Source organism: Butyrivibrio sp. XB500-5, from assembly GCF_003625505.1.
In the GTDB taxonomy this organism is placed as follows: Bacteria; Bacillota; Clostridia; order Lachnospirales; family Lachnospiraceae; genus Butyrivibrio.
On the sequence record NZ_RAIS01000001.1, the window covers coordinates 561,499 to 580,643 of the forward strand.

Below are 19,145 nucleotides of genomic sequence, written 5' to 3' on the forward strand. Positions count from 1 at the left end.
TTCCTCTAACCTTTTAAAACGGCTCAACAGAGCCTATTACGCGTCTTTTATATTATACCATAAATGCTTAACAAGCACTCTAAAAATCTCGCGTTCGCACCAATTAACAATAAAAAAACAAGCATTTCATTCAAAAAGATCTGACCAAGATCTGACTCTATATCCTCGCACAACTCTCAGTTATGTTAAAATATCGCATATATCATGTATATGAGGGGGGCCTTATGAGCAATGAAAGAGAATTAACAAAAAATATGAAGGACATTCTGAAACGTAACGGAATTGTTGCTTCTTTAAAGGATTATGAAGCCAGAAAAGATAGTTTAATAGCCATAAATGCCAGCCCTCATAATGTGCTTGATTTCATACCAGATTTCATAATGATTGATCTTCTAAAAGAATTTGACTGTGGTTTTTCTGGCTACCAAAATATAGATGAATTTGCTGAAGGAGTTCTTGGATATAAACATGGAAATGTTCAAGTAATGAGAACTATTGCCAGGCATTTTTTCATTTTCAATACTCATACAAAAGAATTTGAGCTAGACTACAACTTTAAAGATTATAGTTCAACTCAACTAGAGAAAATGGCAAAATGGAGCAAGCAGGAGTTACTGAATGCTGATATTAACCCTTCTATGACAGTTTATGAAATCGATGCTGAAGTACGTAAGAACGGGCTCAAAAAGAGCATACGAGTTACGGATGATGAATATAAAGTTATAGAAGCATACAGCGTTGCAGATGATTCAACCAAAGACAAAATAAAAGAATTGCTTAAATTACAGTAAAAAATCAGCCTGTGAAGCCATCTAGACCTCACAGGCTGTTCTACTATCCCATTATCTCATTCTTAAAATAATTATGCGCATCCGTAAACTTCCACTCCCCATGCAGCATATCCATAAAGGAGTGATAATCCACCAGCTTACAAGTTGCTACTTCCATGATTTCTTCAGCCAGACCATTTCGCAGTTTGTCGAGGAACGCATTCTGTTCTGATCTGTTCTCTGTGAATTCGAAGATTCTCTCTACGTACTTGTCGTGGCAATACTCATCCATCTTGATATCGATATCGCCGCTTTTGTAGAGGCAGATGTCGAAGTACTCGCGGAATCCTGAAAATCTGATATAGCGGTTGTAGCTTTTCATGGTGATGGTCATCTTCTGACCTGAGGCGCAGCGACCTATCATCTTGGTGTAGGCTTCCATCAGAATTGTAAAAGCTTCAGCCACCAGCTCGCTCTTCATAAGTGGTATCTCTTCAGGTGTCTTTCTTTTTCCCATAGCAGTCTCTCCCCATTATTCCCATTCAAACTCTACCGCTTCGCCGGACTCGTAGCTTTCCATAATCTTGGCAAAAAGCTTCTCACGAAACTCCTTGGTTATAGGAAATGCGATGTCCTTGAAAATCGGATTTCCTTCCTCATCAACTGTTTTGGTTTTGAAGCTTGGCATAGAGACAAAATTGCCACCTTTCTTACTTTCCACGATGGAGATGTTTTTAACTGCAAAGGCATCTCCAAAGGTAACTGTGCAAAGTCCCTGCACATTATTTGAACTGGCTTCAAGCTTATTTGCTTTAACACTAACTTTCATAGGTTTTAATCCTCCTGATTTTTTTGGCACTTCTCTGAGGGCCTTCGTTGTGGCGAGCAGTGCGTTTGTCCGACAAACGCGTTTTGCGGCTCTTACAACACATTCTCTGAATGTGAGTTTCGGGTACGTTTATCACGACCCTCTTTTTCGTTTTTCTCTGCATTCTGCTGGTATAGCATTTCTAGATTTTTCTTCGCGATCATATACTCATGCATATCTTTGTTAAGCTGAGCATATTCCAAAAACTCTTTTTTCTTATCTTCAAGAATGCAGCCATATTCATCACGGAGCTTTTGCATGTTGAGCTTCTGTCCTTTTGGCACTGACTTATAGACTTCCTCTGCTGCCTTATAGATAAGAAGCTCAGACTCATGCTCAGCGTAAAACTTCTTACTGTAGCCGCTCTTCTTGTAGGATTCAAATATGCTTCTGTTCTTGGAATAATCGATTATGGCCTGCTGCCGCTTTTTGTTTTCTGACAAAAGAGCTTCTTTCTCCTTCATGGAATCCTTTAGCTTTTGCAGCTTCCCACTTCGCTCATCTGTGATTTCTTTTAGCTGCTCGTAAGATTCAATCTTGTGATCCTGCAAAAAGAGAATTGTCTTTGCCATCTGTTTTGCATTAAAGCGCCTAGCCCAGGTCACATAACCTTTGCCCTTTCCTTCATGGAGCTTTGCTTCAATATCCTTAAGAAACTCAAGCCTCTTATCATAGAAATGGCCTTTTCTTGAATATCTTCCATGACTTTTCCTCTCTGCATATGGGGCAGGCTTTATGATAGATAAGCCATTTTCCGCGCAGAGAATATCTGAGATTCTCCTTACGGCGATTCCTGAAAAGTAGAAATTACGGAATTTCTTTTTCCCATCCATGGAGATTGCATTGAATATGATGTGATTATGGATATGAGCTTTATCAGTATGAGTGCAGACCGTGAATGCGTATTTTCCTTTGGTGAACCTCATGGCAAGCTCGTATCCTATCTCATTTGCTTTATCCGGCGTAATCTCTCCCGGCTTAAAGGACTGCCTGATCTGGTATGCGATTATCTCTTTTTTTCTGATATCCCTGACCTTACTGTGGTACTGCTGGTGAGATAGCAAGAACTCTTCATCAGCGGTTTCGATATCGCAGCCATAGGTGGAAATATACTTTTTCTCTTCTGTCTTAAGATCATTTTCTGTATAATCCATTCGCTCCTTTAAGCTCGAAGAAAGGCTCCTGCCCCGGACGATATGAAGAGCCATAAGCCTTGTAGCTGCCATGGGTTCCTCCTTTCTTTTGGACATAGAAAAAGGACAGCTCTTCCGTTTTGGAAAAACTGCCCTTTAGACATTTACCAATTATTTAGTTTTTATACTCTTTTGAGAACTCCGTGAGCTGACTCTAGGAGAAGCTGGATATTGGCTGCTGCGAACAGACATATAAACATCGCTATAAGAATTGCCCCAAAGAAGATTGCGCATGGGATCATCTTAAATACGATTGAAAGAACACAGCAGATACCACACAGCCACACAGCAAAACCAGCGACATAGCATCCAACGAATATAGAAGCCTTCGTAATGAGTGTCAGTACGTCGACCACTAGCAGTAATGGTAACACTATTATCTTTAAAAGAAATCTCATAATCCACATGTCAAACCTCCTTCATCCATCTTTTGCCTTAAGTCTATTTCCAGTAAAAACAAAATGCAAGGATGCCTCTTTTTGTTTATGGAAAGTTGATGGCTCTTTGATGGTTATCTGATGGCAGCAAACTTTTTAAGGATCGTTCTCATGCCTTCCCAGATATCTTCAAACCTGTGCTGCAGGTCCTTGATATCTGCTTCATGGATAACGCCAAGACCGTTTGCTTTCCTGGCATACTGATTAAGGTTGTTGGAACACATGCGGATAAGATATACCATCTCTTTAATATCCGTGGTATCAACTCTTACGCAGTAGCCATCAAGCAGCATCTTACGCATGTACTTACTCATGTTTGTGATACCGGCTTCTTCCATCTTGGCTTTCATGCGGGTCAGCTCATCATCTGACAATCTCACCGAGATCTTGTTTGTGCGATTTTGCAACTTTCACCACCTCAGCTTTTTTCTCTATGAGTTTTTCATACTCCTTGGCTTTCTTAATGGTAGTCTCAGCTGGTGCATCCTCTGGCATGTTATTGATAATGCCGTCGAAGTTATTGTCGTTACCTTCTATGGCATCCTCTACTGCCTTTAGATGGTTCTTTTTTGAAAAGATCGTATGCTCCTCTAATATATTTTCTTCTACCTTTGAAAGCTCTTCTTCCTTGGCTAATCTTTTTTCAGCAATATCGAGTCCATCCATAAACGCCTCCTACATCTGCTTGTATTCATCAAGCTTCTTTAGAACAGATGGCTTTTTCACCTGCTCTTTTACCATGGTATCCATTTTTTTACTAAATGCCTGAAAGCGGCGAACTGCCGCCTCCTTATCAAATATCATCTGCTCCATTACTCTTCCTCCTTCTCATCTTCTTCAGGGATATCAATATAATCATCAGCATAGGCGCTGTCAGGATCTTCGCCGCTTTTCTTTTTCTTGAAGCTCTCAGAATTACTGTAGAAATAAAATCCTGCTACGCCTGCAAGACCAAGGACTATGATCAGTCCAAGGATAGGATTGGGCCCTGACTTTTTGACAGGCTCTTCCGGTTCGGGCTCTACAGGGGTAGGCTCTACAACGGGTTCTACAGGAGTTTCAACCTTACTTCCAAGGGAAGCTTCCAGTGCCTCTTTATCCTCATCGCTTAGAACATCCAGAAGGTCTCTTTCATCTACCTGATTGAGGAAATGGACGTTATTAACTCCCGTATTGTTATCGCGGTCTACGATGATATAAAAGATATTTCCGTTCCTGGTAGTTACTGTCAAAAACTCCTTGCTGTGATTGTCGCTGCTTACTATGTCATCAACAAGGGTCATGTTTCCTTCAGGTGTAAGGGGAGTGGGATCTTCTTCCTCTTCATCAATTACTGTGGTATCTACGTTGTCAGGGACGTTGGCACTTACTGTAAGGGGCATAGCGCAGGTCATAAGTGCAACAGATATGGCAAGGAGCCTTAGTTTATTCTTCATCTTCTGTAACCTCCTCTAAATCGTTTATATGAGATGCAGGGACTGTGTCTGCACCCTCTTTTATTATTTCCTCTACCGGCATATCTCCCGGTATGTGACTTTTGGAATAGGCAATGAGTCTTGATAACTGTTCCGGGGACAGGTCTGCTGCTTTTACCATCTCATGGATGGTTGTCTTTTCTTCTTCGGAAACCTTCTTTTCAAGAGCTTTGACCTTGGCATCCCATTCAGCTCTTTTACCTCTTGCCTTTTCAAGCTCTTGTTTGTACTTTTCTAACCTTTCAAGCATGTTTCTCTCCTTTTACGGCAATCTACCAAAACAATAAAAATGTTCTTTCCAGTAACGTGTGTTTATGGACGTGTACTGTATTGGATTTCCGCAGTGAAGCATCATTCCGTTACCTACGTAGATGCCAACGTGACTTGCTCCGTTGGTAGCGTAGGTTCCTTGGAAGAATATGAGATCTCCAGGTCGTGCCTCTCCAGGTGAAACCACAGTGCACATGTTTTTAAGGCCGTTGGCTGTCGTCCTGCCAACATTCCAGCCGCTGTGGTTCAGAACCCAGCAGACAAATCCGCTACAGTCAAAGCCGCTTGAAGGGCTTGAACCTCCCCATACATAGGCTCGTCCCAGGTACTTCTCACCTTCTGCTATCATGGCTGCGAATCTCTCATTGGACATTGCATCTGTGGCAGGGTGATAATCGTCAGGATCTTCATAATCTGCGTAGACATCATCAAAGAGATAGGACTTATTGCCCTGAGTAGCAAGAAGGACTTCATACCTTGCCATGTCATCCTCGCTAAGACCTTTGGATTCAATGACTGCTCCAAGGCTCTTATTAACAAGAGTTACTGTGAGGATCTTGACCTGATAGTATTCTGTCGTTTCATACTCGATTTCTTCTTCCGTTACTGACCCGTCGCCGTTTGTAACACGTACTGTTTCTGTTTTAGTGACAGTGCGGGATCTTGTTTCTATGCGGCTACTGTAGGAAAGGTCGTACTGCTCGTTGAAAAGGTCTTTTACCACGTTCTTCATCTGCTTGCGCTTATAGTCCTCGTACTTGACTGTGAGGTAGGATGCAAGCTCATACGGGTTATGGCCTATCTCATCAAGGTTGTATTCGTACTCATCAAACTCAGGGAAGTCTTCTTCCGTTCTTTCTATGGTCTTTTGCAGCTCTTTTTCCAGCTTCACATAATCAGCATCTACGCCGGTTATATCCTCGTCGTAGGCTGTATATGTGGCTGAAAGTGTCGTATCTCCCATACTGGATATCATCACTTCAAAGCCGCTTATAAGAAAGTGCATCAGGTAGAAGCACAGGAGCGCAACCACAATTAAAATAAGCACCACAGGGTGCTCTTTGATCAGATCTACTATGCGTCTTATTGTCTCCTTAGCAGCATCCCTGGCGCCTTCTGCTGCTTCTTTCATCTTGTCGGAGAAGCTCTTTACATAAGGGTTGTCGGTATCCTTCTTGTAATAACCTTTCCTTATCTGCTGGCGCTGATAATGCTTTTGCATCTCGCGGCTTGTTTCTCCAGCTGCTTTTGCGCCTTCTTCAAGGGCCTGTCCGCCAATGTTTTCATCCTGGTTAAAGCTCACGATTATACTCCTTTCTGCCAGGCAGCAACCTCCTTTGGCTTAGTGGTCATGATCTTGTAAAGTTCAAGGTCTTCAGGGAACTGATCCTTAAATGGCAAAATAAGGCTTCCGAATACAAGAAGTCCTTCGCCCTGCTCAGCTTTTTCAACATAGGAAAGCTGATACTTACTGATGCCTAGCTTTTTGGCAAGGATTGCTCTGTCTCCCGGTGCCTGATTGAGCATGTAGATAAATTCGCAGTTCTCGAAAATGTTCTCGACCTCTGATGACTCCAGAAGGTCTTTTACGTTCTGAGTTATGGCTGTGGGTATGCCGCCCCACTTACGGAAACGCTTATAAATCTCTGCGCTGTAGCTGGCTGTCTGCTTATCACGAAGGAGCAGGTGGAACTCGTCCATGTAGTAGCGGGTAGCCTTACCAACGCTTCTGTTTGCGGTAACGCGGCCCCAGACCTGATCCTGAACTATGAGCATACCTAGCTTTTTGAGCTGCTTACCAAGATCCTTGATGTCATAGCAGACGATTCTGTTATTGATATCTACGTTGGTATGGTTGTTGAAAACATTTAGGGAACCAAATACATAGATTTCAAGGGCTGTTGCCACTTCTGTAGCTTCTTTTTCTTCCTGATCCATAAGTGCGTTGTAGAGGTCAGCAAGGATTGGCATGTTCTCCGGTATAGGTTCCTTGAAGTACTTCTCGTAGATCTTATGGATGCAGCGGTCGATAACGGTCTTCTCCACAGGACCGAGACCTCCCTTGCCATCCATGATGAGCTCAAAGAGGGATAAGATAAACTCAGCCTTCAGGGATACCGGATCGTCGCCATCTGAATAGTTCTCGTTGATATCCATAGGATTGATGTACTGCTTGGATTTCTGACTGATATGAATAACCTGACCGTTGAACTTCTTAACCAGTGCCGAGTACTCCTGCTCAGGGTCACAGATCATGATGTCATCATCTGTGGAGAGAATTACGTTACTCATTTCTCTCTTTGCTGAGAATGACTTACCAAAGCCAGGCTTACCAAGGATCATGCCGTTAGGGTTAGAGAGGCTCTTTCTGTCTGCCATGATGATGTTCTGAGATAAGGCGTTAAGGCCGTAGTAAAGAGCTTCTTCGCCTGTCTGCATGAGTTCCTGGGTTGTAAATGGAATGAAGATGCCTACAGAGCTTGTGGTAAGGCTTCTGTCTACGTTGATCCAGTCCTTGGCAAGTGGAAGGCAGGTCATTAGGGCCTGTTCCTGGCGATAGTCCAGCTTGAAGGTGTCGCAGTTAAACTGCTGGGCCATGCTTGATGATTGCAGATAGTTGTTCTTAAGCTCTATCTGGGAGCCTGCGGTGTTCATGATAAGGAATGTCATCTTGAACATTCGCTCGTTCTGATCCTGCAAGTCCTGAAGGAATGAGTTTGCGTCTTTTCCATAGGTCACAAGGTCTCCCGGGATCAGATCCATGTCATAGCCGGAACGAACAGCCTTTTTCTGCTCGTCGATCTTGGTAGAATCGATGCTGGTTATAGTTCTTTTTACCCTCTTGATAGCGTCGTTCTGGTTGATGGACTGCAGGTGGATGCTGATGACCTGAGATGAATCTGAGTTTTGAAGCTCCATAAGGAATCTGTCTTCCATGGTTGGTGCATCATAGGAAAAGGCTGAAATTGTCGCATACCTTGTCTTGGTGCGTATGGTGTTCTTGGTTGGGTATTTCAGCGGGTCGTTTGTTTCGCCGCCAAGGCGCTGTATCTCCCTGATAAGGTCGATACGCTCTTTTCCATTAAGGGGCTTTGCTTTTACATCGAGCTTTTTGAAGTTATTTAGGATGTCGCTTTCTATGGCTCTTAGTCTTGGCTTGGCATCCTTGATGGACTTTGCGTTTATGCCAAAGGTAATGTACTTGGATTTCTCAAGGCCGTTGTTACCTTTTTCAAGCTGCCTGTTTAGCATCTCTGAATACTCAGCCCTTACATCATCAAAGCCATCGTCTCTTTCCTTGATACGGATTGTCTCGTAGAACTTGGCTTCATCCTTGGTTACGTTCACAAAGGTAAGCTCAAAGGAAACTGAGCTGTCGAAGAAGTTAAGGAACTTCCTCCAATTGTCAAAAATAGCCTGCTGATCCTCATCGGTAGCAAGCTTGTAATTGATATCTGAAAAGCTCATGGTCTTCGAATAGAAGTTTTCATCTGCTCTGCAGATACCGTTCTTAAACATCTGCCATGAATACTTATCCTCATCGGGGTTTCTTTTTCTCTTTTTCCAATCAATAGCGTGTTGAATTATGCGCTCTATGCTCTCCCCATTTTTCTCATACATGGCCATGAAAAACATTGGCATCATGACAGCCATCATGATAAATGTGGCGCAGCTTACGTTTTCAGATACGCTTTTAACAAGAAAAAAGGTGGGAAGTCCAATCATTCCGGCGAGCGAAAAGCATAGGAGCTGCCTTTTGGTGAGATTGAATGCCACCTTCTCTTTTACCCTGGATAAATCTCTTGGCACATTTACTCTTATTGCCATAATCATCCTTCCTTATTGTGCTGAAAAAATTCTCTTGGATAAGGTGCCTGTCTTGAACAGAGCAAACACTAGCAGAATGTTGTAACCCATGATTCCCCACAAAGAGCCTACGACATCATCTGAGATTGTGACGTTCTGGATCAGCACGGCATAGATACCTACGCATATGAGAATAAGGAATCCCTGAAAGCCAAGGGCTACAAGGCTCTTTACGTAGTTCTGTCCCACCATGCTCTGCTCCTTGTTGCCAAAGGTTGAAAATGGAAGCGGCGCAAGGCTGATCATGAGATAAATCTCAATCATTCGGCCATAGATAACGAGGAATACCATCATGGACATGATCTTGATTCCGATGTTTATGAGGAAGATCTCTCCAAACATTGAAAGAAGTCCTCCGATGTCCATTGCTTCTAAGGTCTCGCGTAGGGTCTCAAGTTGCGATCCGTTTACTGCGGTGGAACTTTGGATAATGCCTCCGCTGTTGGTGATGACATTCCCTGCAACGTCAAATATCGCCATTGTGATATCAAAGCAGTTTGTGATGAGCATTACTGCTATACAGGTCTTGAATATCCATTTGAAGAATATCCAGGTTTCAAAGTTTGCCAGATTGTTGTGGGCGATGACCAGCTGTATCAGCTCGTAGCAGGCAATGAACGTCAGGACCATTCCTGCTATTGGCATGATCGCGTTATTGGATACCTGCTTCATCAGGTCGAATACGCCCGGCGTAAAACTCGCCGGGCTCGTAGCTACATCGCTTGCTACCTGTCCAACCTGATCGTTGATACTGTCAAACATGCCTTCAAGCAGCACCATCAGCGCATCAACAATCCATCCCTTAATCCAAGAGGTCATCTGCTCGAAAATTCTTTCCATGTGATGATCTCCTTAACTTGGTTGTAGTTTGCGGGCGGTTCTGAGCTGGCAACTTGTTCTTGCCAGCTCGGGGAGGTCAGACTGTGCAATTGTTCTTGCACGGTCTGGGCTCCTACTGCCCGTAAACGCGGTTCTTAGAACAATCCTGCGAGAAGAGGAATGAGCTGTGTGCCGAGAAGACATACTCCACCGCCAGCCATGAGCTGCTTCATTCCCTGTGACTTTGCGCCCGGATTGTCGTTGCCATACCCCTCAAGGAGGTTAACAACGCCCCATGCTCCAAGACCTGCACCAAGTGCGACTACGAGTGTTTCAAGTACCTGAATTGAACTCTGGAAAAATTCCATACTGTTACCTTTTCGGTTCCTCGCAAGCCTCCTTCTCACCTTCATTATTAAATCCTTGATCCGACTAAATACCTTCATTCGTCATACCTTCATCCGGAAGCGCGAGCCTCCGAATTTCCCTTTCTTTTAAAATGTGATTGATAGTTTCGTGCCCCATCACTGCGCATATGATTTTGGGCATAGAAATAGACCAGCACTGTCTGGGCGTCCCCAGGGTACTGGTCTATGTAAGAATTCAAAACGTTATGATCCACCATTCGCATGCAATTTCAGCTGGTAGTTTTTTTTCACTAAAATCAAATCTTAATTCGCTTTCTATAAACTTGTCCTTCATGTCATCATATATTTTTTCCATTGAAGTATACTGGCTATACCACTCATCTTCCATAATTTTACAAGCCACATCATGGCACCATTCTTCGTAAGTTGGATTTTTAGAAAAATACTCTTTTCTGGACTTTTCTGCTTGTTCTTTAAGAATAGGTATTTGAGCCATATAATCATCATATGCTCTCTGGTCTTCCTCAGTGTAGATTGAGAAAGTAAATCCACTGTATTTCTTAAAAATCTCATAGATTTTCTTAAACTCATCGATGTGTATTGCATGATTTCCAACAACAGCGCTCAAACTAACTCCAGCCATTCCCCATGTGTATACTTTTGAATTGATATTTACATAAATTGCATTATCAACATTCCCATGGCCAAAGTACTCTGCTTTAAAACCTTCAGATTTTAGCCAAACAATAAACGGGTCATCATCTTTATGATGCAATTCTTTGTCATAAATATAGAATGTCGCTGCGCCTTCCTTAAGTTTCCTTTCATTACTCATATTCTCTTCTCCTTATCTACTATAAAGAGGGCAGCTAAAGACATCTTTCCCGTTGGAAATCCAACAAAAAAGACCCATCGTCTCGATGAGTCCTAACTACGAAATAGTCCACACCCATCGATCAAGCTTTGGCACCTTACCACCAATATTTGTGGCAGGTTGTCGTGCGGTCATAGGGCTTGTCCCTCGCGCACTCTTCATAGGTTTCTTATTTGTCTTGAATATAACATCATGCAATGTCAAATTCAATATGGTATGGATATTGTTTACAAAGATTTTACCCTTTGTTTTTAATAGACCAGCACTTTCTTGGCACCATAAGTACTGGCCTATGTAATATATAATCAGGTATCAAGCAATACTTTCTAAAATCGATTCCATATAATCAAGAAAAGCTATCGCTTCCTTTAAAATCCCTTCAAAATCCGATTTTTTATCAGTGTCTGATAATCCAAATTTCTCTGATATTTTTATATATCCCTTACCTTTTCTATGTCCTGTACCTGCAGATCTTAGTTCCTGTAAATCTCTTAAAAATGAAATATGCTTTTCAAAGCCATTACAATTCTTATTTCGCAACCATTCTTCCAATTTTGAAATTCCTTTCATGCCATCTTGAAGAGTAATATCTTTTCCTATTTTTTTCTCATTTAATGAATCTACCAGGGTCTTATTTAATGCTAGTACCTGCTGATCAAACTCTTCCTGACTTTGACTTAGTGGAATCCTTATATTTTCGAGATTATATTCATCTCCGTCAGCTAAAGGATTGAAAAGCGGCCAGTCAAGCTCTTTTTCCCACTTATCATTTAGAGACTTATATTTATTTCTAAACTTTACATCAGCAATCTCTGGTGATGATGCTACATTCATAAAATCTCTCATAAAACTTGATTTACTTATTTTTTCGTCTGTCAGAACATTATAACTTTTCCAATGATCCTGCTCGCATTCCGGCAAATCTCTCCCCAAATCTCCCAAATATACCATTACATAATCCTTATGGTCTACATCAATGCTCAGCCCCCACAAATAACCACATGATAAATATCCATCTTTAATCGTAAATCTTGAAGGTTCTGACATATACTTGTGTAATACATCTTTCTTAAAAAAGACAGGTGTTAAATAATGTGGTGCTGTCGGATTCCCTCCAAAGTAATTTCCAAGTTTGTCAGGATTCGAATTAAAAGTAATTGGTTCACCGTACTCATCTGAACCAATTATATAATCAACATATTTTCTTTCTTTTTCAAAAGGCCAGTAACCACATGTTTTTTTGTCTCGTGGCATAAATACTTTTTTACCAAGCAAACGACTAAAAGACTTCCTTGGGAAAGATAGTTCTCCACCATTAATAGAATAAAATATATTTTTTTCTTTGATATCTTTACCATAAAACTCTTTTAACCCATTTTCTTCTAGACTACCTTTCACTTCAAAACGTATATCAAAGAAAAGAACTAATGCCATCTGTTTTGCTGCAATATATCGCATAAGATAATTCAATTTGATAAAAACTGCATTCCCTTCGATTCTTACAGCCTGATCACATTGTCCATCTTCTTTTATAGAATAGTAAGACTTATCATTTTCTTCATAATAAAGGTTATTGATAAGTCTAAATTCCTCTGCCACTTCTATAGTGGATGGTTTAATCCCATAATAGTCTCGTTCATATAATAAAGCTTCCTTACCTTCATCCTCGTTGCAATTTTTATAATACTGTGAATCATCACCTTCGTCATATAGAAAGCCTGGATAACCAATTCTATTATCAATATCCCATCCAACATCACGAAATACAGTATCTACCTTATCCACTTTAACTAATCCGCACCAAAAAGTAGCATCTGCATGATTAATAATTTTTTTACCAGATACCTGTATCCATTGCCCCTTCCCCAATTCATTTCTTACTATTTTTTCGTTCTCTTTTTGAAAATATAACTCTTCCAATTCACCCATTTAGCATATATCCTCCAGCAGATAATCCATCTAGCAAAGATGCAGTAAATAAGCACCTCCCCGCACATTTTATTATATCTTATTTCATGTAAGAAGAGGTGCATAAAATGATTTAAAGCCTCATCACATCAAACATCTCTCCACTTTTCACCTTGAAAGTCTGATGCACAAACTTCTCAATATCGAGCTTATTCCTGTCATCATACTCGCCAGTCTCCTTATACAGTGGGTGCTGGGTTATATCATATTTGTCCGACAAAAATGGTCGTACACCGCGAAGCTGCAAGATGCACTTGTCGCCATCCATGACTGCAAGCTCGTCTATTGTCATGAGATCCTTGCCGCTCTTTTGGTAGTTCATGGAGTATGAAGGATTGTTGCCGCGGCTTTCGCCTGTGGAATACATATCGATAGTCTCTTTTCCCAGAGCCTGAGACAGGTCTTTTAACGTGGTAGGCTCTGTGCCGCCAAGAAAGATCTGTGAATCCATATTGCCGATTATGGTATCGGCGTTGTCCTTATAGATTGCCTTAAGCTGGGACTTAGCCTGAAGGAAGAGACATGCGCTGATCTCACGACTTCGGATGGTGGCTACAAGCTTCTCCAGATTAGGAATCTGGCCGATATTGGCTGTCTCATCGATAAGGCAGCGCACATGAACCGGAAGTCTTCCCTTATAGACGTTGTAGGCTTTATCGCACAGCAGGTTGAAAAGCTGGCTATAAATCATGGATATCAGGAAGTTGAAGGTCGGGTCCGTATCACTCATTACAAGAAAAAGAGCTGTCTTCCTATCTCCCAGGGTATCGAGCTCAAGCTCATCATACATGGTGATCTCTCGCACCTGATCAAGATCAAATGGCGCAAGGCGGGCACCACAGCTGACAAGGATGGACTTAGCTGTTTTCCCGGCTGCCAGCTTGTACTTCTTGTACTGTCTTACCGCAAAGTGCTTGGGATTCTTTTTCTCAAGCTCATTAAACATCATATCTACCGGATTCTCGTAGTCTTCGTCATCTTCTCTGACTTCCGATGCGTTCAGGAACTCAAGGAGGGTGTTAAAGTTCTGCTCTTCTTCGGGAGCTTCATAATGGATATATCCAATGAGTGCGCAGTACAAAAGAGTCTCGGCTTTTTGCCAGAACTCATCCCCTGCCTTGCCATCGCCTTTTGTATTTGCGATAAGGGTGTTCACAAGCTTTAGGATGTCATTATCGCAGCGGATGTAGGCAAATGGATTGTAGTGCATGCTCTTACCAAAATTGATGGTGTTGAAGATTTTCACCTTATATCCATGATGGAGCAGGGTCTTGCCTGTATTGATGACCACATCTCCCTTAGGATCAGTTACTACATAGCTTGAATGCATCTGCAAAAGGTTAGGAATTAAAAAGAACCTGGTCTTACCTGAACCAGATCCTCCTGTTACCAATACATTTTTATTTCTTGCATACTTTGGACTTTTAGGGCGACTGTTCATCATGAGCCGCTCTGTCTGTGTAAGGATGATATTATCCTTAAAATTGGGAGCCATAAAGGGCTCTATATCCTGCGCATTTCCCCATCTGGCAGTTCCATACTCTGCACCGTGGCGGTATTTCTTGGCGTTTTTCCCTTTGATAAAAACTACTATCTTAAGGACTGCTCCGCAGATAATACCTATGATAAGGTCAAAGGGAACAAGGCTTGGCATGGGATTAGAGAATGCAATAGGTATGGTCTTTGCCAGCGCCGCTACCTCATTAACTGCATCCACTGTCTGGGACAGCCTCCAAGCCTCTCCTAAGTTTGTCGCAAGTATTCCTACCAGCAGATAAGGGATATTCAGCAGGATGAAGCGTTTTTGTTTCTTAGTCATCGCGTCATCTCCTGTGCTCTGTTTCTGTTCTTCATTGGCTGGTTCTTGGCAATATCAATGAAGTGCTTCAGCTTGGCTATTACGCTCGGCCTTGTTTTGATCTTCATCATCTTCTTGCTGTATTCATTGACTACTGCCTCCATGGCATCTGTATCTCTTGCTTTGAAAAAAGCTGTGTAGACGGCTGGCTTTTCACTCTTGTCCTTCATGATGGCGAAATCAACGCCGTACTTCTTGGCTATCTTTTCAAAATCTCTGATGCCTGCATCTCCAACAACCATGCTGCTAACGCCCTGATTCTGCTTAACAAGCTCATCAATGGACTGTTTGCCCTGGATGTGCTCGTCTATGGATGCGAGGTTTCTATTAGCACGGTGTCTTAGATATGCTCTGATTGCAGATACTATAGCTCTGGCTGTGAGCCTTGTTCCTGAAATGGCAAGTCTCACGGTTTTCTCTTCTATCTCTTCCTGCATGTGATCACCTCCTTACAGGCTCATCTCCCTGTTACGTTTCTTCTGCCATTGATCAAGAAGCTTAATGATGGTATCCTCCATCTGCTTTGGCGTATATGACTTAGGGAAATATTTCTTAAGGGTGTCGTGTTTTAAAGTTACACGGTCTACATCTGTTTTCTTCTCTTCAGAAAGAATGATGTTCATTCCTTCCTGTGAGATCTCATTATTCTGAGCAAGCTTCTTGATGCGCTGTGCCTGTTCAAGTGATGGAACTGCCTGAGCATAGTCCATGGCTGATAACAGTTCTTTTTGCTGCTTATCATCGAGAAACGAAAGTGTTACTCCGGTATTTAAGCCGATGACCTTTTCATCTACCATGTCGAGGAGTTCGGGGATGAGGTTGGTAAGTGAAATATATCGTCTTACCTGATTCTTACTCTCTCCAACTTGTTGTCCCAATATTTCTGCTGATTCTAACTTCCGCCCAACTTGGGTGGAAGTTATTCCTGCCTCTAAATCAGATCTTCGTCCCTGTCTCTTCATCGCATCCAGCTTCATCTTATAAGCAAAGGCTCTCTCACTTGGAAGGATTTCCTCTCTCTGAAGATTGCTATCGACCATGAGTATTGTGGCTGCATCATCATCAAGTTCCCTTACGATGCAAGGAAGTGTTTCAAGCCCTGCTATCTCACAGGCATGATGTCTTCGATGTCCTGACAGGATCTCATAGCCTCCTTTTCCATCCGGTCTGCAAATAGCTGGCGTCAGTACGCCAAACTCCCTGATGGACTCAACTGTCTTTTCCATCTCCTCATCATCTCTGACTTTAAAAGGATGATACTTAAATGGATGAAGCTGTGATAAGGGAATCTCTACTACCTGATCAGCTGTGACTTCCGCAGCCTTGTTATCACCAAAGATATCATCGTAGCTGCTCAGCTGAATGTTTGAGCGCTCTTTCTTCATTCTTTAGCACCTCCTTTGTCAGATTCTTGTAGGCTTCTGCCACTTTACCCTTTGGATCATGCGCAAAGATGCTCTTGCCTTCTGCACTTATCTCAGCCGCCCTCACTGAATGAGGAATCTCAGTGCTATAGACCTTGAGCTTGCTTCCATAGGTATCACGAATAAGGTTGCTGATATCCCTGGCATAATTGGTTCGGTTATCCACCATAGTCAACAAAATGCCATCGATTTTTAACTTAGGATTGATCTGCCTGCGTACCTTATTCACAGTCTGAAGAAGCTGCTCAAGGCCCTTAGCTGATAAATACTGAGCCTGCACCGGGATCACCAGCTTATCTGCCGCTGCCAGTGCATTAACTGTCAGCATTCCAAGGGAAGGCATGCAGTCGATCAGGACGTAATCATAATTGTTCTTCACAGAGTCGATGTACTCTTTTAACACCTTTTCCCTGCTCATGACATTTACAAGGGACACTTCCATGCCTGATAGAGCTATGTTTGCCGGCATGAGGTCGACACCTTCAGGATGATGAAGAATCCCTTCACCTTGCTCTATAGGCTGTTCCTGCAATACCTTTGCCATGATATCTGCTATTGTGACCGGAAGATCATCTGCTCTTGGATGCCCAAGGCTTATGGTAAGTGAGCCCTGCGGGTCCATATCCACAAGCAGTACCTTCTTTCCTTCAGATGCAAGACCAATTCCAAGATTCTCGGTACTCTGCGTCTTTCCTGTTCCGCCCTTTTGATTTACAAGGGCTATTACTGTTGGTTTACTCATCGTTTCCTCCTTATATCAAGCCATGCGCCATGTCGTGATTAACCATAGACTTGTAATGTGCATCCATGGTAAGCGGTGCGTTATACAAAACTGCTATCAGGTACTGGCGCATATTTGTGATCTCGGTGGTGTTCTTACTTAGCCGCTCCAAGACATACTCGATATGCAAACTATTTAGTTTTAAAAACTGGCTCTTAACCAGATTTATTGGTTTCTGCTCTCTGCCAACTAGTATCTTTTCCCTGGAAGAGACGACAACGTCAAGGATGATAGCTGCTATCTCATCAAGGAAGTCTGCCTCGTGTGGATACCGCTCTTTTAAGATATCCAGAGAGATGTTTTCTTCAATCAGCCTTCGATACTGCTCTGTTTCATCCATCTCTTCGCTTCTGTTCTGTTCGGTACAGGAACCGCTGCCAGAATAGATACGCAATGGCCTTGAAGCGAAGGGAACAGAATCAGTATCACTAAAATCAGTATTATTATGCTCAGTATTATTTGACTGTGCTTTGGACAATTCTTGAATTTCCCTTTGGACAACTCCTGAATTGTCTTTTTGACAATTCTTGAATTTTCCTTCCGGTTCAGTTGCAAAGTTCTTTACATAGATAAGATTGGGCCTGCTAAGTCCCTGACGTTTCTTTTCAATAAGACCGCATTCTTCAAGCTCTTTCATAATGGCTACAGCTTTTTTGCTACCGCAGTTAAGGCTCGTCTGAACCTCATCAATGGTGTAGACGATAAAGACTCTCCTCTTTTCATCAAGCCAACCGTTTTCAGCAGACAGGCACATGCGGTCCAGGAGAAGTCCGTACAAAAGCTTCGATTCCGCAGATAGCCGTTTAAAGCGTTCCTCTGTGAAAAGAGCTTTAGGAACCCTCATAAATGAAAAAAGATCGGATTCCCGACCGTAAAAATAATCAAACGTCATGCCGCTTCCTCTTTTCTTTCATCTCTTCTATGATCTTACGGGTGCACCAGCCAATGCATGGCTGATGCTTTCCGTAAGGGCAACCATCGCAAGCAGAGGGCTTCTTACTTGCTTTTCTTTTCATTACAAGGCTTCCCCTCCTCTGGCACGTGGACGAGGGATAGAATCATGAGAAATGGTCTCACGCTTTTTTCCATCAAGCTTATCAATGACTGATTCACGCTGCTTTGATGCCATGCGCTCCTCGTATTTTTCTGCAAGCTCAAATACCTTGTCCTTGGAATCGTAGTGGTAAACGCTGTCCGTAAGGAGATCTTCAGGCGCTACCTGGGTCTCATTTACCTCTTTTACCATGCCTTCAAGATTGCTGCGGTCAATGGTTCCGTCGTCTCTTACAAGGAGAACCTCATGAATCGATGAAGGCAAAATGTAGAAGTCGCCGCCGACCCTCTCAGCAGCCTGATCCATGAAATCCTGATATGCGATTACGCTGGCTCCCTGGATCTTGTCAGGTACTGAGGCAACGAACAAAGGATCACTTGGCATAACGGGGATCATGTCCTTAGCTTCAGGTCCCATCATCTCCATAAGGGTCTCTGACATAGTCTTGATGACTGCTGGTCTCATGACAGGAGCATACTTAAGAGCATCCTCATGGAGCTGCTGGGCTGTGATGCCGTAGTTATCAAGGAGCTGGTTAGTGATGAGGATTGAACCTCTGCCATCATCTCCGGTATCAACCACAAAGCGGTACACAACAGCCATATCCTCGATCTCTTTGTGTGGAACCTTATCAAGAAGCTCTGCGTTACGCGCTGCAGATACAACCTCCATGGAAAGAGTCTCTTTCATGTGGTCGTAGTCCTGAAGGGCTTCAAGATTGAAATCAGGGTGATTCTCAAGAGCTGATTCTGCTCTTGAAGCTGCGCTGTCAATCAGATCCTCGTAGCTGTGCCCTTCTTCATGAGCCTTATAAAGCTCTCCGATATTAAGATTCACACCAAGAATCCCATCCTCAGGCTTAATGGTAAGAGCATCATAGTTCTCATTCATCTTCTCTACCGAGTGCGTCTGCACATCATAGGATTTTCCGGTTCTACTCTCAAGCTCTCTTTTTACGTCTTCTGTAACCTTGTCTTTAAATTCTTCGTAGTTCATCGCCTACCTCCTTCTGAAAGTGAATTGTTGCCGCCAAAAAGGCATAGAAAAAGAGCAGGTACCTCTTTTGAGATAACTGCTCTATGTAATGATCACTATTAAATTAAATCAAAAAACCTGGTG

Annotated in this window: 23 protein-coding genes and 1 riboswitch; of the genes, 1 reads left to right on the forward strand and 22 read right to left on the reverse strand. The window is 42.6% G+C overall.

Annotation, left to right across the window (positions count from 1 at the left end; translation table 11 throughout):
- Positions 1-224 precede the first annotated feature (224 nt).
- A complete protein-coding gene (locus D6856_RS02540; protein WP_120685589.1) occupies positions 225-791 on the forward strand; it encodes a hypothetical protein in 567 nt (188 codons plus the stop codon).
- Positions 792-834: 43 nt separating this feature from the next.
- Here the strand turns inward: D6856_RS02540 and D6856_RS02545 are convergent, their stop codons facing one another.
- The 22 genes from D6856_RS02545 to D6856_RS02640 form a co-directional block, all read right to left on the reverse strand.
- Positions 835-1,287, reverse strand: coding sequence for a hypothetical protein (locus D6856_RS02545; protein ID WP_120685590.1), 453 nt, complete (start codon positions 1,285-1,287; stop codon positions 835-837).
- A 15-nt stretch (positions 1,288-1,302) separates the two neighbouring features.
- On the reverse strand, positions 1,303-1,599 hold the full coding sequence (locus D6856_RS02550; RefSeq protein WP_120685591.1) for a SpoVG family protein: 297 nt from the start codon (positions 1,597-1,599) through the stop codon (positions 1,303-1,305).
- A gap of 92 nt (positions 1,600-1,691) precedes the next feature.
- Positions 1,692-2,864 (reverse strand): relaxase/mobilization nuclease domain-containing protein, encoded by a 1,173-nt coding sequence (locus D6856_RS02555; RefSeq protein WP_158588798.1) that lies wholly within the window; start codon positions 2,862-2,864, stop codon positions 1,692-1,694.
- 89 nt (positions 2,865-2,953) lie between these two features.
- Positions 2,954-3,238: a hypothetical protein gene (locus D6856_RS02560; protein WP_120685593.1), complete on the reverse strand. Its 285-nt coding sequence runs from the start codon at positions 3,236-3,238 to the stop codon at positions 2,954-2,956.
- A gap of 104 nt (positions 3,239-3,342) precedes the next feature.
- Positions 3,343-3,675: a plasmid mobilization protein gene (locus tag D6856_RS02565; protein ID WP_120685594.1), complete on the reverse strand. Its 333-nt coding sequence runs from the start codon at positions 3,673-3,675 to the stop codon at positions 3,343-3,345.
- Complete coding sequence (locus D6856_RS02570) at positions 3,632-3,934, reverse strand: DUF4316 domain-containing protein (RefSeq protein ID WP_120685595.1); 303 nt, start codon at positions 3,932-3,934, stop codon at positions 3,632-3,634. Before D6856_RS02570 ends, D6856_RS02565 begins: the two co-directional genes overlap by 44 nt.
- Before the next feature lie 9 nt (positions 3,935-3,943).
- Positions 3,944-4,081: a hypothetical protein gene (locus D6856_RS15125; protein ID WP_158588708.1), complete on the reverse strand. Its 138-nt coding sequence runs from the start codon at positions 4,079-4,081 to the stop codon at positions 3,944-3,946.
- Positions 4,081-4,704 carry a CD1107 family mobile element protein gene (locus D6856_RS02575; RefSeq protein WP_120657711.1) on the reverse strand — a complete coding sequence of 208 codons (624 nt, stop codon included), beginning with the start codon at positions 4,702-4,704 and terminating at the stop codon, positions 4,081-4,083. Before D6856_RS02575 ends, D6856_RS15125 begins: the two co-directional genes overlap by 1 nt.
- Positions 4,694-4,993 carry a DUF4315 family protein gene (locus tag D6856_RS02580; protein ID WP_120657712.1) on the reverse strand — a complete coding sequence of 100 codons (300 nt, stop codon included), beginning with the start codon at positions 4,991-4,993 and terminating at the stop codon, positions 4,694-4,696. Before D6856_RS02580 ends, D6856_RS02575 begins: the two co-directional genes overlap by 11 nt.
- A 12-nt stretch (positions 4,994-5,005) precedes the next feature.
- Positions 5,006-6,316 (reverse strand): C40 family peptidase, encoded by a 1,311-nt coding sequence (locus tag D6856_RS02585; RefSeq protein WP_120657713.1) that lies wholly within the window; start codon positions 6,314-6,316, stop codon positions 5,006-5,008.
- A 2-nt stretch (positions 6,317-6,318) separates the two neighbouring features.
- Positions 6,319-8,841, reverse strand: coding sequence for a VirB4-like conjugal transfer ATPase, CD1110 family (locus tag D6856_RS02590; protein WP_243114002.1), 2,523 nt, complete (start codon positions 8,839-8,841; stop codon positions 6,319-6,321).
- A gap of 12 nt (positions 8,842-8,853) precedes the next feature.
- Complete coding sequence (locus tag D6856_RS02595) at positions 8,854-9,720, reverse strand: VirB6/TrbL-like conjugal transfer protein, CD1112 family (RefSeq protein ID WP_120685596.1); 867 nt, start codon at positions 9,718-9,720, stop codon at positions 8,854-8,856.
- Between the two features lie 134 nt (positions 9,721-9,854).
- On the reverse strand, positions 9,855-10,067 hold the full coding sequence (locus tag D6856_RS02600) for a Maff2 family mobile element protein (protein ID WP_120657715.1): 213 nt from the start codon (positions 10,065-10,067) through the stop codon (positions 9,855-9,857).
- 235 nt (positions 10,068-10,302) lie between these two features.
- Positions 10,303-10,902 carry a hypothetical protein gene (locus D6856_RS02605; protein ID WP_120685597.1) on the reverse strand — a complete coding sequence of 200 codons (600 nt, stop codon included), beginning with the start codon at positions 10,900-10,902 and terminating at the stop codon, positions 10,303-10,305.
- A gap of 111 nt (positions 10,903-11,013) precedes the next feature.
- A riboswitch (SAM riboswitch) is annotated at positions 11,014-11,108 on the reverse strand.
- Between the two features lie 145 nt (positions 11,109-11,253).
- A complete protein-coding gene (locus D6856_RS02610; protein ID WP_120685598.1) occupies positions 11,254-12,870 on the reverse strand; it encodes a hypothetical protein in 1,617 nt (538 codons plus the stop codon).
- 112 nt (positions 12,871-12,982) lie between these two features.
- On the reverse strand, positions 12,983-14,728 hold the full coding sequence (locus tag D6856_RS02615; protein ID WP_120685599.1) for a VirD4-like conjugal transfer protein, CD1115 family: 1,746 nt from the start codon (positions 14,726-14,728) through the stop codon (positions 12,983-12,985).
- Positions 14,725-15,204: a PcfB family protein gene (locus D6856_RS02620; protein WP_120657718.1), complete on the reverse strand. Its 480-nt coding sequence runs from the start codon at positions 15,202-15,204 to the stop codon at positions 14,725-14,727. Before D6856_RS02620 ends, D6856_RS02615 begins: the two co-directional genes overlap by 4 nt.
- A gap of 12 nt (positions 15,205-15,216) precedes the next feature.
- Positions 15,217-16,152 (reverse strand): ParB/RepB/Spo0J family partition protein, encoded by a 936-nt coding sequence (locus D6856_RS02625; protein ID WP_120685600.1) that lies wholly within the window; start codon positions 16,150-16,152, stop codon positions 15,217-15,219.
- Positions 16,109-16,933, reverse strand: coding sequence for a ParA family protein (locus tag D6856_RS02630; RefSeq protein WP_120685601.1), 825 nt, complete (start codon positions 16,931-16,933; stop codon positions 16,109-16,111). Before D6856_RS02630 ends, D6856_RS02625 begins: the two co-directional genes overlap by 44 nt.
- A 10-nt stretch (positions 16,934-16,943) precedes the next feature.
- On the reverse strand, positions 16,944-17,864 hold the full coding sequence (locus D6856_RS02635; protein ID WP_120657721.1) for a DUF6017 domain-containing protein: 921 nt from the start codon (positions 17,862-17,864) through the stop codon (positions 16,944-16,946).
- Positions 17,854-17,988: a hypothetical protein gene (locus D6856_RS15425; protein ID WP_256372400.1), complete on the reverse strand. Its 135-nt coding sequence runs from the start codon at positions 17,986-17,988 to the stop codon at positions 17,854-17,856. The genes D6856_RS02635 and D6856_RS15425 overlap by 11 nt, the downstream gene beginning before the upstream one ends.
- Entirely contained in the window at positions 17,988-19,022 is a 1,035-nt protein-coding gene (locus D6856_RS02640; RefSeq protein WP_199704105.1) for a DUF5688 family protein, read from the reverse strand. The genes D6856_RS15425 and D6856_RS02640 overlap by 1 nt, the downstream gene beginning before the upstream one ends.
- Between the last annotated feature and the right edge of the window lie 123 nt (positions 19,023-19,145).

Coding starts and splice junctions, on each gene's coding strand:
- D6856_RS02540 (WP_120685589.1), top strand. CDS start 225: ATGAGCAATGAAAGAGAATTAACAAAAAATATGAAGGACATTCTGAAA.
- D6856_RS02545 (WP_120685590.1), bottom strand. CDS start 1,287: ATGGGAAAAAGAAAGACACCTGAAGAGATACCACTTATGAAGAGCGAG.
- D6856_RS02550 (WP_120685591.1), bottom strand. CDS start 1,599: ATGAAAGTTAGTGTTAAAGCAAATAAGCTTGAAGCCAGTTCAAATAAT.
- D6856_RS02555 (WP_158588798.1), bottom strand. CDS start 2,864: ATGGCAGCTACAAGGCTTATGGCTCTTCATATCGTCCGGGGCAGGAGC.
- D6856_RS02560 (WP_120685593.1), bottom strand. CDS start 3,238: ATGTGGATTATGAGATTTCTTTTAAAGATAATAGTGTTACCATTACTG.
- D6856_RS02570 (WP_120685595.1), bottom strand. CDS start 3,934: ATGGATGGACTCGATATTGCTGAAAAAAGATTAGCCAAGGAAGAAGAG.
- D6856_RS15125 (WP_158588708.1), bottom strand. CDS start 4,081: ATGGAGCAGATGATATTTGATAAGGAGGCGGCAGTTCGCCGCTTTCAG.
- D6856_RS02575 (WP_120657711.1), bottom strand. CDS start 4,704: ATGAAGAATAAACTAAGGCTCCTTGCCATATCTGTTGCACTTATGACC.
- D6856_RS02580 (WP_120657712.1), bottom strand. CDS start 4,993: ATGCTTGAAAGGTTAGAAAAGTACAAACAAGAGCTTGAAAAGGCAAGA.
- D6856_RS02590 (WP_243114002.1), bottom strand. CDS start 8,841: ATGGCAATAAGAGTAAATGTGCCAAGAGATTTATCCAGGGTAAAAGAG.
- D6856_RS02595 (WP_120685596.1), bottom strand. CDS start 9,720: ATGGAAAGAATTTTCGAGCAGATGACCTCTTGGATTAAGGGATGGATT.
- D6856_RS02600 (WP_120657715.1), bottom strand. CDS start 10,067: ATGGAATTTTTCCAGAGTTCAATTCAGGTACTTGAAACACTCGTAGTC.
- D6856_RS02605 (WP_120685597.1), bottom strand. CDS start 10,902: ATGAGTAATGAAAGGAAACTTAAGGAAGGCGCAGCGACATTCTATATT.
- D6856_RS02610 (WP_120685598.1), bottom strand. CDS start 12,870: ATGGGTGAATTGGAAGAGTTATATTTTCAAAAAGAGAACGAAAAAATA.
- D6856_RS02615 (WP_120685599.1), bottom strand. CDS start 14,728: ATGACTAAGAAACAAAAACGCTTCATCCTGCTGAATATCCCTTATCTG.
- D6856_RS02620 (WP_120657718.1), bottom strand. CDS start 15,204: ATGCAGGAAGAGATAGAAGAGAAAACCGTGAGACTTGCCATTTCAGGA.
- D6856_RS02625 (WP_120685600.1), bottom strand. CDS start 16,152: ATGAAGAAAGAGCGCTCAAACATTCAGCTGAGCAGCTACGATGATATC.
- D6856_RS02630 (WP_120685601.1), bottom strand. CDS start 16,933: ATGAGTAAACCAACAGTAATAGCCCTTGTAAATCAAAAGGGCGGAACA.
- D6856_RS02635 (WP_120657721.1), bottom strand. CDS start 17,864: ATGACGTTTGATTATTTTTACGGTCGGGAATCCGATCTTTTTTCATTT.
- D6856_RS15425 (WP_256372400.1), bottom strand. CDS start 17,988: ATGAAAAGAAAAGCAAGTAAGAAGCCCTCTGCTTGCGATGGTTGCCCT.
- D6856_RS02640 (WP_199704105.1), bottom strand. CDS start 19,022: ATGAACTACGAAGAATTTAAAGACAAGGTTACAGAAGACGTAAAAAGA.